Here is a 14,445-nt window from a genome sequence, read left to right as displayed (position 1 = left end):
TTCCACGGCCAGATGCCAGTTCCACGGCCAGATGCCAGTTCCACGGCCAGATGCCAGTTCCACGGCCAGATGCCCATTCCACGGCCAGATGCCCATTCCACCTCACTCTTAAAATCATTCCATTATTAAGCAACGCCTAAATTTCATCTGGATCAATCCCTGCCTGTCGCAGTCGTTCTGCTAATTGCTCAGCTCGTTGCTCAGCTGCTTCAGCTTGTTGCTCAGCTACTTCAGCTCGTTGCTCAGCTACTTCAGCTCGTTGCTCAGCTGCTTCTTCTGGTAAGGGAACTAGATTCCCATCCCGGTCATAAAAGCGCAGCCATACTGCTGAGGTTTCTTCAATGGTTCCAGACCATAGTCCCAACCACAAGCCTAAGGGCTGACACCATAGCCACCCTTGTTCATTTGGGGTTAGCTCCTGGTAGCCATTGTCTATATCTAAATACCATCCTTGCAATGAATCTGGGTCAAAGGGTTGGTAGACAAAATAATTTGGAGTGCGAAAGGTCTGGCAGTAAATGCTCTTCTTTTTACCTGTATCAACTTGCTTGGTGGAGGGGGACATCAGCTCGATTATTACATCTGGGTAGCGACCCTGTTCTTCCCATACTACCCAGCCCAGGCGTTCTCGACTACCGTCTACATTCAAGACTACAAAGAAATCTGGCCCGCGAAAGTCCCGGTTTCGTGCTTGTTCACTACTGAAGTAAACAAACATATTGCCCCCAACAAAGTAATCGTCTCGGTCAGCTAAAGCAACGCGCAGTGACCGGATGAGGGCGTTCATGGCTATGCGGTGGCGGTCACTCTCCAAAGGTTCTCCATCATCAAAAATTAAATCCGTTGGTGGCATGGGGGGCTCCCAATCCACACTATCGGTTGCAGTTGGGGATACTGCTTCGGTCTTGGTTATGCTGGTCACAACAGATCTACCGTCACGTTTGGAAGCCTGGTATCTAATCACTGGGAAGGAAAAACGCACTAAGAGACCCGTGTTAAGACCCGATAGGAACGTCTTTCCCTAATACTAGTATATCTGTTCTGTAAAGCTGATGCGATCGCAATCCTAAATCCTTTGTCAACAATACTTCCGTTGACAATACTGTTGAGTCCTAAATGGTGAATCCTGAGTAAAAACTGTCACTGTTCATGATTCAACAGTGTTTAAAACTCTAGTATAACTTGACTTAAAATACGGGATTGAAACATTCTTTCCCAATACTACATTGACGAACTGTTTGCTAGTCTAAATCTGAAGAGATGTTGCAGTTATCAATTAGGCTTCTTATTTATTATTTAATGGGTAACCAACTATTGCTGCAACACCGGGCAAACGAGCCGATTCAATAAACTTATGCCCTACAAAACCGTATCTGGATCAATTCCCCGTTCTTTTAATAGCGCTCTAAGACGTGCCACTTCAGCTTCCGCCTTTTCAGCTCGTTCTTGTCCTGTCAGCAATAGATTACCTTCACTATCCCACCATCGCAGCCAGATTTGGGTTTGATTCTGGTAGCTTCCCGACCATTTTCCCAGTTCTACTTTTAACGGAGCAATCGGATAATGACCCCTTTCGTTCGGTGACATCTTCTGATAGAATCCATTTACCAGATTGTAGACTTCTAGTTCATTGTCCTTGATTACATATATTGCGTAGTAGGGAATCCTCATCACTCGCTCGTAGACCCAGAATTTACCAGGACGCTGACCCTTTTTCTTATCCTTGGTCTGAGGGGTAACAGTTGCTAGCTGAGCCAGTGATGTTTTGTCCCGTTCCTCACTCCCATCCCTGCTTGCCAGTTCGATAGCAATCAGGGGTGGGATGTATTCCCTACGAAGCACGTAAGAGCGACGAATCTGACCATCAAGCTTGGGGGGAACATCCGGAATATAGAACCAATCAGGAGCTTCGGCTCCTGTCTCTGGGGGGTCGGTTTCTCGCCAGTAGATGCCACAATCTTGACCAATGATGTACTGACCATCAGGGTGAAGCTGTTGCAGTACTGAAGCAATTGAATCGGTTAGGAGCAGAGTTTGGGGATGCTCTTGAAAATTTTTCACAAAGGTGCCATCCGACTCTGGTAATTGGGTATGGTCGGGAAAGGGTTGGGAAAAATCTTGGTTGGGAGTGAGGGTTTTCGGTTGAATATTTTGAACCATCCCACTAGAAGTTAAACTGGGTTCGCAGCAGTCCAACTCCAATGGTATCATTTTCATCATTGTGTTCTGGATCGAGAATCACCAAAACACCAGGAGTGATAAAGATTCTATCAGTCACTGGGTAGCGATAAGACAGTTCAAGATGGTATGATACATCGCGATCGCGACGACCAGCCACATCATTACTAGCTAGTCTTGGAGGCATACCAACAATGAGATTCAACTGGCTGCCTAGTTTTCCGATGTCTGGGAAAGCAGCGGTAACTGCCCAGCTCCAAATGTCTGCTTTTGATCCAGTTGATCCATCGAAATCATTGTTACGGGGTGAGGATTCTGCGATCGCATTGCTATAACCAAGCCAACCGCCTAGGGTAAAGCGATCGCTAAATCGATAGCTAGTGGATACACCCAAGCTATTTGATGAGGTGGCTGTATTTGAGCCAAAGGGAGATTGAGCGAATTGGCTACCGAGAAAGGATGCAGTGTTGGCTGTTTCAGGAGAGTAGTACCGGACATAGGTTAAGGCCATACCAAAGCGATCAGATGGAGTAAGGGTCACCTGAGCCAAAGCACCAAAGTCACCATTGAATAGTCCCAAGTCTGAATTAGAGGCAGAACCAGTGTGATATGCCACTCCAGTAGCAATCAGGTCATTGAATTGATAGTAAATCACAGCACCAGCGCCAAAACCCAAGTCGTAGATGTAATTATTGAATCCAAAACTGGAAATGGAAAATGCTGGATTGAGGGTGGGAATCAAAGCACTTGCTCCCTGACCTGCTGCTCCTATAGATACCAGACCTTTATTGCCTAGGGGAAACCGATAGAACAGCTGGTTTAATGTCACATCATTACCACTATTAGTGGCAAAACCAAACCTTGTCATAGCTGTGCCGGTGAAACCAGTGCTAAAGTTACTGGTATTCCCTGCCCGAAGTCTAGTGCGCAAAAGGTCTCGACCAGTGAAACTGGTATCAAAGTTGAGAATTGCCCGGCCTCCCAACAGAGTATTAGTATCATCAAAATCTTCTGTTGGGCTTTGACCAGAAGGAACTGCTTTTTTCCCGCCAAAGCCAGTAGCTAGAGCAATATCTACACTCCCACGCAAGATAGTAGTAGTAGAAAACTGATGGTCTTCGAGGAAAGTCACCCGCCCTTCCAAGTTATCGACCCGAGCCTGTATAGTAGCCAATTCATCACTGAACTCTTCTTGTAGCCTTTGCATTGCTGCTAAATCAGCTTCGGTTACCAAGTTTGCTGTTTTCCCAATAATCATGGCATTCACCCGATTTAGGCAAAAATTCAAGCCAAAGGCAAACTCGTAGCGAGTCAGGGCGCGGTTACCGCGATAGGTGTCATCCTCGTAACCAGTCAGGCATCTATAGCGCTTCAACAAAGACTGTAGTGCTTCGTAAGCCCAATCAGTGGGTTGGACATCAGACAGTTCATAAACTGGTGTTACCCGCTCCATTGGTCCATTACTCAACGGGTCTGTCAAACCTAAGTTTTGGGATATATCTAAACTATTATCTAGACTATTATCTAGACTATTGGAATTAGTCTGAGTAGATGGCATGTCTAATAGTTTAGAAATCGGTGCTACCTGACCCATGGACGGATTACTCACAGTGTCGGCTACATCTAGGTCTGGAGTCACCGCCAGACTAGTCAAGCTAGCTGTCGATATCCCAGAATTAGGAATAGAGGTAGTGGTCTTAAACTCCAGTTCATCGTGGAATTGGTCGGTTAACTGAGGAGTTTTTGGGGGAGTTTTTAAGTACTCTCGCGCTAGATATTTCGGGCTGGGATTAAGATCTGACCAATCTGGTGATGGGTTAGGGTCTATAGCGGTCAAGGTTTCTGGTTCGCTCTCAGCCATGGCGGGGGTAATGGTTACCAAATGAACACCAAGTAGTATCGGTGTAAGTGGTAATGCACCGCAAAAGTTTTTCACAATTCTCCTCACACAACAAAAATATCAGGTAAAAGCTCGAAGGCTATACCACACCGATAACAGCGATACACCGATAGCAAAAGAAATGTATTCCTTTTGCCTTTTGTTGAATTTTGTCCTTCTATGGAACAACCCTGATGTTGTTATTCACAGCTTCGATGGCTCGGCTAGCAACATCTTCCGGTATCCGAGTGTATTGTAGATCTTCGTTCAAGTCTTGACCCTCAGTCAGAATCCAATTTATCAGGTCTTTAACCCCTTGGGCTAGTTCTGGTTTAGGATACTTTTCGTAGACAAACAGCCAAGTTATACCTACGATTGGATATCCCTCTTCTGGGTCATCTATATTTTCGATGGTGAAGTCATCATTGAACTGCACATTGGCTAGGGCTTTATTCGCTTGATCAACGGTAGGCTTGACGTAGCGACCTGCTTGGTTTTCCAGCCTGGCCATCGGTAAGTTAAGCTGTTTAGCATAGCTCGCTGGTACATAGCCAATGGCACCGTCAATTCGCTTAACTTCGCTAGCTACTGGTCCATTTCCCGGAACACTAGAGAAGACCTTAAAGCCCCAATTAGGTTTTCTACTGGGTCTGATTCTGCCATTAGTAATTTCATTCAAATATTTAGTAAAAATAAAGCTAGTCCCGCTAGTGCCTGAGTGGACAACTACTTGGATTTTCCGGTTCGGTAGGCGGGAGTTTACTTGCTTCCAATTAGAAATTTGACCTGAAAAAATTTTACCGAGAGTTTCTCGGGATAGCTTAACATCGGTAGTTATCCCTTGAAGATTATAAACCACAGCCAAAGACCCCCCAGCCGTTGGTACCATCAACAAACCCCGTTTCATTGAGTTTCTCTCTACAGGAGTTGGAATTACATTGCTCCCTCCGAAGTCAACGGACTGATTGAGAAATCGTCTAATTCCACCACCACTGCCAATACCACTGTATTTCAGCTTTACATCTGTTGTTTGTTCTTGGTATTCTCTAAAGTAACGGCGATAAAGGGGTTCAGGAAATGTCGCTCCCGCACCAGTGAGGGATTGAGCGATCGCAGCACTGATAGAACCCAAGCCAACGGTTAGACTTACTGCTGTTGCTGTTAAAACCTTCTGCCAAAAAAATTGATAGCCAATCATTAATGTATCCTTAATTTATTCTATTCTTTATTTAAATTACGCGTTCGCTGAAAGCGGTACTTCCTCCATCGCGTCAATAACAATATAATTTATATGACGATTATTTCAAGTCTAAAGTTTCGCCAATTTTACTTGCTTTATAAGTGAGCAATCAATAGTGGGCAATCAAATTTATCTCATAGCACGACTGTACCAGAAAACTCCAAGCCAAGTTTAATGCTATTTTACAAGAAAGAAAACATTTTTTTGGTGTGACATGGAGATGAGTTTACTGCGAAAATTTAGCTTGACACTGGCTTCAGTACTTGCACTTAGTCTCCCAGCTGGCAAGGCATTTGCCCAAAGCTTTGGGGGGATATATCAGGAGATTTCTATCTCTGACGTGCCAGCTCCTGCTATCACTGCGGCCACTGCTGCTGCTGGTGTCTCACCCACGGATGCATCAATCGAGATTGAGGCTGAAGGCAAGCTAATCTATGGACTGAGTGGTCAGAACTCCCAGGGCAACCGCTTTGAAGTGGATGTCAATGCCATTGGCGAAATTCAGGAGCTTGAAGAAGAAATTGACCAAAGTCAGGTACCCCCACAAGTACTCAAAGATCTAAGAGTCTGGCTACCTGACTTCCAGCCTGTTTTGATTAGGAGGAGCATCCGAGCCGGAGACGTTGTTGTATACGAATTTAATGGTAAGGATGTGCAAGGCAACAGCCTTCAAATTGAAATCCCGTCCAAGGGTGGCAAGTTGATGCTATTTACTTTTTGAACCAGAGAGTAACTCTACCTAGGTTTTAGGGAGCAGGGAGCAGGGAGTAGGGAGTAGGGAACAGGTAACTTTGGATCAGGGAAAAAATCCTGTTTACCTCGGCAGTCTTGATGCTGTCGCTCATGGTGGAAACCATGGCAGTTGCTCATGGGAGGAAGCCCCGCCTGAAGGCACTGCCTCCCCAAGACCGTGCTAAATCGCTAGTTCTCTGCTCTCCTAACGACGGAAGTATGGTTGGTTATTCAAGCGAATTTGATATTAGTTTTATGAGCCAACGGTGATGTTTTGATTCACTGCTTGGATGGCTTGGCGAGCAATATCCTCTGGAATCCTGGTGTACCCCAGTTCCCCGTTAAGGTCCTGACCTTTAGTGAGAATCCAATTAACCATATCTTTAATCCCCTGGGCTTTGGCCTGATTGGGGTACTTCTGGTACAGTAGCAGCCAAGTTAGACCCACAATTGGATAACCATCGGCTGGATCGTTAAGTTTGAGGGTGAAGTCTTGGTTAAACTCCACGTTGACCAGCCCTTTACTGGCTTGGTCAAGGGTAGGCTTGATATAGCGACCCTCTTGATTTTCAATTCTAGCGCTAGGGAAGTTGTTTTCTAAAGCATAATTAGCATCTACATAGCCAATGGCACCGTCAATCCGCCGCACTTCTGCAGCTACTCCACCATTTCGAGGACGGCTTGAGAAGACCTTGAAGCCCCAATCTGGTGTTCGGCTAGGTTTGATCAGACCATGGGTAATGGCACTCAAGTACTTGGTGAATATGAAACTAGTACCGCTGCTATCTGAGCGCACAACAACTTTGATGTCTCTTCTGGGGAGGTAAGTATTAACTTGCTTCCAATTACCAATTTGACCAGTAAAGATTTTGCCTAAAGTATCGCGAGATAGTCTGACAGAGCTGACTACACCTTGGAGATTGTAAATGACTGACACAGCTCCCCCGGCTGTTGGCACCATTTGCAAGCCCCGTGTCATCTGACTTTTTTCCTCATCGGTTGGGGGCATATCAGTGCCAGCGAAATCAACAGACTCGTTAATGAATTCCTCAATACCACGACCACTGCCAATGGTACTGTAATTTACGTTAACGCTGGTTTCTTGTTGGTATTGGGAAAAGTAACGCTGGTAAAGGGGTTCGGGAAATGATGCACCGGCACCAAACAATGGTATTGCACTTGCTGCCTTGAGTGAAATCAATACAATGGCAACTGTAACTGTTAAGGTTATCAATGTCCGACGGGACTTGATTACAGCTAAATTCATTTGTCTATAAGGATTAAGGATAATTCAAGGGGTAAGCTATCAGCTAATGCGCTACGCGCACCCTATGGGAATAGCTTATGGTTATGGGAAAACCATGACATTTAAATTTTTGTTAAGTGATTTAGGATTAGCTGCTCCAGCACCTGAAGTGAAGCAGGGATAACAGTTGCTGGAGTTTTGCAATTGACCGTAGGTCACGCTTCGGGATTGGCCGTAGGCCACGCTACGCGAACGCATGATCCTTCTCTACCAGATGTTCGTGATGGGGGAAGAGATAACACCTGAGAAGCTCAAAAAAGCTGGCATGTCCAGTGAGCAATGGGAAAGAGTAGTGAAGTATATACTGTCACGACTGACGTTTTCCTAGTGAGCGTTTTTCATAACTATGAGGTTCACAGGATTGTTTCCCTGCTCCCTTGCTAAAGTCCCACTACCTTTTTTTTACCATAAAATGGTACTACCTTTACATACCAAGCATTTTAGCTTGTTTCGTCACCCCTTCAGAAATGTTTGTCTGAACTAATAACATATGTAAAAATATGGGCTTATCCGGTGAACAACGCAAAATACTACAAAATGCTTTAACTGATGCTTTCCCTAATAAATCATCATTAGAGCAAATGCTATGGTTTCAATTAAGTAAAAATTTAAACACAATTGCTGGAGAAGGTAACTTAAACGACATTGTTTTTGAATTAATACAAACAGCAGAAGCTGATGGTTGGGTTGACGAATTAATTTATGCTGCACGTAAGGCAAACCCTGGAAGCCCAAGCTTAAAAACTAAAGCTATTGCTGCTATTGCTGAAGCAGCAACAACTGAACAAAGAGACATCAAACAGACAAATCCAGGCTCAATGGGTGATGGACAACAAGCTGGAATTGGGAAGAGTATTTTCCAGTTCCAGTGGTTTGTTAGTTGGGTTAGTCAAAGTTCAACTCCACGCCAAGAATACCGCAACCGTCAGGCATTACTCACTAAAGTCAAGAAATATTGGGTCAAGGACGTTCTGGAAAAATCTCTCCATCACCAGGTACCGATTGAATTGGGATTAGAAGAGAGACCTGATGCTATTACTAATCCTTTGAGCGAAATTCTCGAAATCGGTGACGACTCACCTCAACCTCTCCCCGAAGGGACTAAAGTAATTGATATTTTTGACCAAATTGGTACAGGAAGAACCCTACTAATTTTAGGAGAACCAGGGTCAGGAAAAACCACAACTTTACTCGAACTCGCCCGGGATTTAATTGCTCGTGCTGAACAAGACACTAATCAGCTAATTCCTGTAATCTTTAACCTCTCCTCTTGGGCAAAGGAACGGCAGACGATAGCCGATTGGTTAGTAAAGGAACTGAATAGTAATTATGATGTTCCCAAGAAAATTGGACAAGCTTTAGTAACCCAACAGCAACTACTACTATTGTTTGACGGTTTGGATGAAGTTAAGGCAGACTATCGAGACGATTGTATCGTAGCATTGAACCAATTCAAGAAAGATTATGGTGTCGATTTGGTAGTGTGCAGTCGGATTAAAGACTATCAAGCCTTATCCAATCGTCTAAATTTTCAGAAAGCAGTTTGTATAAGATTGCTTAGTTTAGAACAAGTTTGTCATTACTTGGATAGTGTCGGGGCTGATTTAACCGGATTGAGGAAATTAATTGCAGAAGATACAGTATTACAAGAATTAGCCCAGTCACCTCTAATGCTCAATATTATGACTCTAGCTTATCAGGGAGTAGCAGTTGAGGATTTGCCCAGAACTGACGTAGTGGAGGAACGACGCAAGCAGCTCTTTGATACATATATTGAGAAGATGTTTAAGCGTCGGAAGACTAATCAACGATACAAGAATGGCCAAGTAAAGCACTGGTTAATTTGGATGGCGCAGAGGATGGTTGAGGAGTCGCAAACAGTATTTTTAATTGATAAAATGCAGCCATATTGGTTAGTAAATAAAAAGCAAAAACGAATTTATAGGCTGATGTTCAGGCTGATGTTCGGGCTGATGTTCGGGCTGATGTTCGGGCTGATGCAAGAGCTGATGTTCGGGCTGATGGTGGGGCTGAGGGGAGGGCTGATGGTCGGGCTGAGGGGAGGGCTGATAGGAGGGCTGATAGGAGGGCTGATCCAAGGGCTGAGATTTAGTCTGGGACTCGGAGTAGCAGAAGAAATCAAAACAGTTGAAATACTTCAAGTTAATTGGAAAAAATTTTTGATTTCCCTGCTGAGGGAAGGGCTGATGGTCGGGCTGATGGTCGGGCTGATGTTCGGGCTGATGCAAGATCTGATGTTCGGGCTGATGGTCGGGCTGATGGTCGGGCTGATGTTCGGGCTGATAGGAGGGCTGATGGTCGGGCTAGAGAATTCAGAAATTGAAACAAAAACAAATCCAAATCAAGGAATTCGGAAATCACTTTGCAATGCTATTGTATCGCTGATGTTCGGGCTGATGGTCGGGCTGATGGTCGGGCTGATGGTCGGGCTGATAGGAAGGCTGAGGGAAGGGCTGATGTTCGGGCTGATAGGAGGGCTGATGTTCGGGCTGATAGGAGGGCTGTTGAGTGGTGGTCTAGCCTGCATCCAACACTTCAATCTCCGCCTTGTCCTCTACCACAACAATTACATCCCTTGGAACTATGCCCGCTTCCTGGACTATGCCGCTGATCGCATCTTCTTACAAAAAGTAGGAGGAGGCTACATCTTTATCCACCGGATGCTGATGGAACACTTTGCCCAAATGGAGCTTGAGATTTGATAGATTACTATAGCATTTTGATTTGACATGTAAACAATATCAACCAGTAGTTTATAAGCCGATTACTATCTAATAAAACTATCTCACTTCCTAATACATTGTTTCCTCATTCGCACGAAAATCCTTAACAACCAGTTTCATCCATAGTAGAATCTGAATAGATTGAAAAGAAGAAAGCGATCACGGTAGTTTGTAATGGTGCGATCGCTTTCTTGGAAAATCTCAAACTTTAGCAACTACAGAAATCCTTGAGAAAGCCCTTAATTGGGGTCAAAAGAATCACCCAGAAAGCAATCTTTAAAACTCTTCACTCTCAATCTACCCTAGGAGCAACGGTTTCCTGCCCGTTTTGCAGCAGCGTCACGCTTTCCACCGTGCTGTCTGAGCCTTGGTTAAAGACAACTCGCAAATCAATGACCCGTGCAAAAAACTCAGTTTCGGAGGTAGGATAAAGCTTCAAGATAGACTGCCCTGTTGCCTGAATCCGCAATTGATTGGCTTGGGTGGTTATAGTTACCTGGAACTCAGGAGCAACCTGATAAGTTCCAATATACCCCTCGTATACAGACGGATCTACCTTTACCACCTCAGAAACTGTCGGTTTGGAGTAGGGTTCCCCAAACACAATTGCTGCCAAATCCTGGGAAATTCGCTCTATATTGGCGGTTTCTAAATTACTGAGCACAGCAACACTCACATCCTGGTCTGGGTAGTATCCCAGATTAGTCACAAAGCCGTTAATTCTCCCACCATGACCAATGCGCTGATGCTTGGGCTGTTTGTTTATTACCAATCCATAGCCATAGAACAGATGGGGAGCTTCGTCAGGATTCATCGGTACTAAGGGAGAGGTCATAGTAGCGATCGCCTTATCCCTTAAGATCGTTTCATCTCCCACCCCATGGTCAAACAAAAACTGATTCCATCGAGCCAGATCCTCCACCGTGGAATATAGTCCTCCGGCTCCCTGTGGCAGGAGCATATTAATATACTCTGCCTTGAGATAGCCGTCATCAGTGAACTGATAACCATTTGCCAAGCCATCAATCACCGCCAAAGGATACTCGTAACCTGTGTTCTCCATCCCCAAAGGCTGGAGCAAATGCTCCTTTAGATAATCGCCATAGGACTGACCCGATACGGTTTCAATCACCTGGGTCAGCAGAATATAGCCTGAATTGCTGTAGCGAAACTCTTTTCCCGGCTCAAATTCCAAGGGGAGGTCTTGGAAGCGGGCAATCAACTCCTCAAAGGTCGTAGGTTTTGCCATCCATTGGGTATAATCCGGGAAACTAGTTAGGTTAGGAATGCCCGCCGTATGGGTTAGGAGGTGATGCAAGGTGATGCGATTCCCATGGGGATAATCTGGCAAGTAGGTAGAAACAGGAGCGTGTACATCAACCAACCCCAGCTCCTGGAGTTGTAGAATCGCAGCAGCAGTAAACTGCTTTGTCACCGACCCCAACCGAAATCTAGTCTGGGGGGTATTGGGTAGCTGGTACTCTAGGCTAGCCATGCCATACCCCTTGGCCAACAAAGTTTTACCTGCCTTGAGTACGATAACCGCCCCTGAGAACCACCCAATTTCATGGTGGGCTTTGAGATAGGCATCAATTTCGGCGGAAATACCAGACATTTGGTGAGCAGCGAATTTCATTTTTGATTTCAATCGATACATTTGTATCTTATGAGAGAATAATCTGGCTTGGTAGTACCCTGAAGGGTACCTTTTATGTGAAGATTAATTAACATTAGACCTCTTGTGAATTAATTCTTAATTCTTAATTCTTAATTCTTAATTCTTAATTCTCTCCTCCTTCAAGCATAATCGATCCAATAACTCCCTCGGAATAGTCTCAAAATCTTCTAACAAAAAATCCATGCCAGGGTTAGGTTGCTGCCCGTAACGCACCACCGGATCTGCTATATTAATTAGTCATTAGTGAATAATCCCGATTCGGGATTATACTTAACCTAGACACAAACCGTTACATCTCGAAAACTACTTCTGTCCTATTCCCTTTTGCCTGTTAAAAACATCTGCCCCAATCTTTAATTATATCAAATTTAATCACTAATGAGTCCTTTAAAAAGTACCCTCAAGGGTACTGTCAAAGGATTATTGTATTGCTCATAATTAAAAGGGAACTGAAATCTTGAACCTGAATAGTTAGGGTGGGCAATTATTCCACTCTAAGCTTAAGCTAGGGATAACGTTAATAATATAGCACTACGCATTAAGGTGTTTGAAATTGATACAAGCAGCAAAAGGTGCGACCCATGGGTAACTATTGCCTTTTGCCTTTTGCCTCTTGCCTTGCGCGTAGCGCTATATTGCCGAAGCTACGGCTAGTGACAGTGGTGCAAGATTTCAGGGAAAGCAACTAGAGTAAACCATTGAGTTAGGTATATATCCTAAATTTATAGTTATGAAAGACTATAGCAATCTCGAAAGCAATCTTGAATCAGAACAAACAAAACAAGCAGATTTTTGTGAAGATTGTCACCAAATTAACCTGATAGATAATCAGCCTCAAACCCTGATCCAGACACAAGCGATCGCAAATAATCGATTAACTACTGTTCGACAGGCTCCTGGCTGCTCTACTTCTGTCCTGCGGGGACTAGACCAGCAGCTGATTGATGAAATGAATAGCATCGCACCCAATAGCTTGGTCAGTTTTGCCGACCTAGATGTGGCTAATGGTCCAGCAGTTCACCCTTTCCTTCAGGCAGTAGCTAAGCAGTCCTTGGCACGGGCAATTAAGGCTCGTGGTCGCACCCTTTCGGTCAATTCTGGTTACCGAACTATTGCTCAGCAACTAATGCTATTCAATCATGGTAAAGTTAGACGCTGTGGTATTGGTGTGGTTGCCCCTCCTGGTAGAAGTAATCACCAGAGTGGTTTAGCCCTAGATATTAATGACGAGCAAGGCTGGAGACCCTATCTAGAGCGAGAGGGTTGGAGGTGGTTTGGACCTGCGGATAGGCCTCACTTTGACTATATTGGCAGAGGTACACGAAACATTCGTCCTGTTGCAGTTAAAGCGTTTCAGCGACTCTGGAACCAATATAATCCGGACAAACCCATTGCTGAAGATGGGATTTACGGACGAAATACTGAAGCCCGACTGAATCAAGCCCCCATAGTTGGCTTTGGAGAAACTAACGAATCTATTCCACACAGAAGACTCAGCCTGACTCAACCCTATCTTGAAGGTGAGGATGTTCGCGAAGTTCAGGAAGCTTTAGTTAAAGCAACTATTACTGTCAAGGTAGATGGCGTTTTTGGTCCGGGTACTGAGAAAGCGGTTAAGAAATTCCAGAAGCTAAAAGATTTAACAGTAGATGGAATCGTTGGACCTGCAACTCGCTCGGCTCTGGGATTGTAAGCTTATTTTTGAACTTCTTAATGTTAGAATCTCTCTTCTGTCAGTCTAGGCAGAAGAGAGATTCTAAGCGCGTTTGTATCTGGATTCTAAACACACTACTTGCTGTAAAAGGCAAAAGGCAAGAGGCAAAAGGCAATAGCGTAAAGAAATATCGAGTTTTATTGTCCAATAAAAAAATACTATTAAGCTTTACCTATCAAATACAAACGCTATAGCTAATATCCCAGTACGTTTAATCACTTCCTATTCAGATTAATGGTTAACTATTCCCGATTCCCGATTCCCGATTCCCGATTCCCGATTCCCGATTCCCGATTCCCGATTCTAAATTCTAAATTCGCGCATTCTAAATTCTAAATTACCTGTTCCCGATTCCCTAATAATTTCCACTAGACTTTTCACTACACCTGTAAGGGGAATTGCGAGCATTACCCCCAACAATCCTCCCAGTTGAGCTCCCAATAGCAAAGAGACAAAGATAATCACTGGGGATAAACCGGTCAAGTTACGGAGAACTCTCGGAGCAATGAAGTTGTCTTTGATCTGCTGTAGTCCTACGGATACCACGAATATAGCACTACGCATTCATAGGGTAGCTGTGATAAACAAGCCTAACAGGATTTGACCGATCCAGTTATTAAGATTAGTAGCCCAGTGATCAATAACTGTTGAATTGGTGAAACAATAGAATTCATTGACAATTGACTCAGGTAATAGTAATGACTGGTAGAAGCAGTAACGTTACGAAACTCCCAAGGCTGAAAGCCCCGCGTTTTTAAACCGGGGATGAAAGCCAGTTAGCGACTTTAGTCGCCTAGATGCAATTTCATCAAAAAGGTTGACAATACCTGCGCTAAAGTATCATTTAGATATGGGTACAGGCTGAAAAACCGAGGCACAACCGGGAGAGAGACCCGCAATTGTTTGACCTAAAAGTAGTAATGCCCGGAGGGTAGGGAAAGTCCTCCTTTCTTGATGCAGTCGCTCATGGGGGA

Annotated in this window: 10 protein-coding genes and 1 pseudogene; 3 read left to right on the top strand and 8 right to left on the bottom strand. The window is 44.4% G+C overall.

Annotated features, from left to right (window positions below; all coding sequences use genetic code 11):
* Positions 1–136: 136 nt before the first annotated feature.
* The 4 genes from AC4II3_RS16625 to pstS (AC4II3_RS16610) form a co-directional block, all read right to left on the bottom strand.
* A complete protein-coding gene (locus AC4II3_RS16625; protein ID WP_488016407.1) occupies positions 137–853 on the bottom strand; it encodes a Uma2 family endonuclease in 717 nt (238 codons plus the stop codon).
* A 506-nt stretch (positions 854–1,359) separates the two neighbouring features.
* Positions 1,360–2,160 (bottom strand): Uma2 family endonuclease, encoded by an 801-nt coding sequence (locus AC4II3_RS16620; RefSeq protein ID WP_488016405.1) that lies wholly within the window; start codon positions 2,158–2,160, stop codon positions 1,360–1,362.
* Positions 2,161–2,164: 4 nt separating this feature from the next.
* Positions 2,165–4,114, bottom strand: a complete 1,950-nt coding sequence (locus tag AC4II3_RS16615; protein ID WP_488016403.1) for an iron uptake porin — start codon at positions 4,112–4,114, stop codon at positions 2,165–2,167.
* A 121-nt stretch (positions 4,115–4,235) separates the two neighbouring features.
* The gene (gene pstS / locus AC4II3_RS16610) at positions 4,236–5,255 is read right to left on the bottom strand and encodes a phosphate ABC transporter substrate-binding protein PstS (protein ID WP_488029316.1); all 1,020 of its coding nucleotides are present in this window, start codon (positions 5,253–5,255) and stop codon (positions 4,236–4,238) included.
* 262 nt (positions 5,256–5,517) lie between these two features.
* On the opposite strand from pstS (AC4II3_RS16610), the gene AC4II3_RS16605 reads away from it, so the two are divergent.
* On the top strand, positions 5,518–6,018 hold the full coding sequence (locus AC4II3_RS16605; RefSeq protein ID WP_488014915.1) for a hypothetical protein: 501 nt from the start codon (positions 5,518–5,520) through the stop codon (positions 6,016–6,018).
* Positions 6,019–6,032: 14 nt separating this feature from the next.
* On the opposite strand, the gene AC4II3_RS16600 is transcribed toward AC4II3_RS16605, so the two are convergent.
* Both AC4II3_RS16600 and pstS (AC4II3_RS16595) read right to left on the bottom strand, forming a co-directional pair.
* On the bottom strand, positions 6,033–6,167 hold the full coding sequence (locus tag AC4II3_RS16600) for a hypothetical protein (protein WP_488014917.1): 135 nt from the start codon (positions 6,165–6,167) through the stop codon (positions 6,033–6,035).
* 115 nt (positions 6,168–6,282) lie between these two features.
* Complete coding sequence (gene pstS / locus AC4II3_RS16595; RefSeq protein WP_488014919.1) at positions 6,283–7,296, bottom strand: phosphate ABC transporter substrate-binding protein PstS; 1,014 nt, start codon at positions 7,294–7,296, stop codon at positions 6,283–6,285.
* Between the two features lie 539 nt (positions 7,297–7,835).
* On the opposite strand from pstS (AC4II3_RS16595), the gene AC4II3_RS16590 reads away from it, so the two are divergent.
* Complete coding sequence (locus AC4II3_RS16590; RefSeq protein ID WP_488014921.1) at positions 7,836–10,058, top strand: effector-associated domain EAD1-containing protein; 2,223 nt, start codon at positions 7,836–7,838, stop codon at positions 10,056–10,058.
* Positions 10,059–10,371: 313 nt separating this feature from the next.
* Here the strand turns inward: AC4II3_RS16590 and AC4II3_RS16585 are convergent, their stop codons facing one another.
* Entirely contained in the window at positions 10,372–11,715 is a 1,344-nt protein-coding gene (locus tag AC4II3_RS16585; RefSeq protein ID WP_488014923.1) for a serine hydrolase, read from the bottom strand.
* A 772-nt stretch (positions 11,716–12,487) separates the two neighbouring features.
* Between AC4II3_RS16585 and AC4II3_RS16580 the strand changes: the two genes are divergently transcribed.
* Complete coding sequence (locus tag AC4II3_RS16580; RefSeq protein WP_488014925.1) at positions 12,488–13,450, top strand: peptidoglycan-binding protein; 963 nt, start codon at positions 12,488–12,490, stop codon at positions 13,448–13,450.
* Positions 13,451–13,828: 378 nt separating this feature from the next.
* Here AC4II3_RS16580 and AC4II3_RS16575 read toward each other — a convergent pair.
* Positions 13,829–14,014, bottom strand: a pseudogene (locus AC4II3_RS16575) (AI-2E family transporter); the annotation flags it as partial.
* Between the last annotated feature and the right edge of the window lie 431 nt (positions 14,015–14,445).

Source organism: Moorena sp. (assembly GCF_982860115.1).
The sequence above is the reverse complement of the archived record's forward strand: the minus strand, read 5'-3'. Positions and strand labels throughout refer to the sequence as shown.

What these genes read in the sequence shown, in the direction of transcription:
- AC4II3_RS16590 (WP_488014921.1), top strand. Translation starts at nt 7,836, where the DNA reads ATGGGCTTATCCGGTGAACAACGCAAAATACTACAAAATGCTTTAACT.
- AC4II3_RS16580 (WP_488014925.1), top strand. Translation starts at nt 12,488, where the DNA reads ATGAAAGACTATAGCAATCTCGAAAGCAATCTTGAATCAGAACAAACA.
- AC4II3_RS16600 (WP_488014917.1), bottom strand. Translation starts at nt 6,167, where the DNA reads ATGAGCAACTGCCATGGTTTCCACCATGAGCGACAGCATCAAGACTGC.
- AC4II3_RS16585 (WP_488014923.1), bottom strand. Translation starts at nt 11,715, where the DNA reads ATGAAATTCGCTGCTCACCAAATGTCTGGTATTTCCGCCGAAATTGAT.
- AC4II3_RS16605 (WP_488014915.1), top strand. Translation starts at nt 5,518, where the DNA reads ATGAGTTTACTGCGAAAATTTAGCTTGACACTGGCTTCAGTACTTGCA.
- AC4II3_RS16620 (WP_488016405.1), bottom strand. Translation starts at nt 2,160, where the DNA reads ATGGTTCAAAATATTCAACCGAAAACCCTCACTCCCAACCAAGATTTT.
- pstS (WP_488014919.1), bottom strand. Translation starts at nt 7,296, where the DNA reads ATGAATTTAGCTGTAATCAAGTCCCGTCGGACATTGATAACCTTAACA.
- AC4II3_RS16625 (WP_488016407.1), bottom strand. Translation starts at nt 853, where the DNA reads ATGCCACCAACGGATTTAATTTTTGATGATGGAGAACCTTTGGAGAGT.
- pstS (WP_488029316.1), bottom strand. Translation starts at nt 5,255, where the DNA reads ATGATTGGCTATCAATTTTTTTGGCAGAAGGTTTTAACAGCAACAGCA.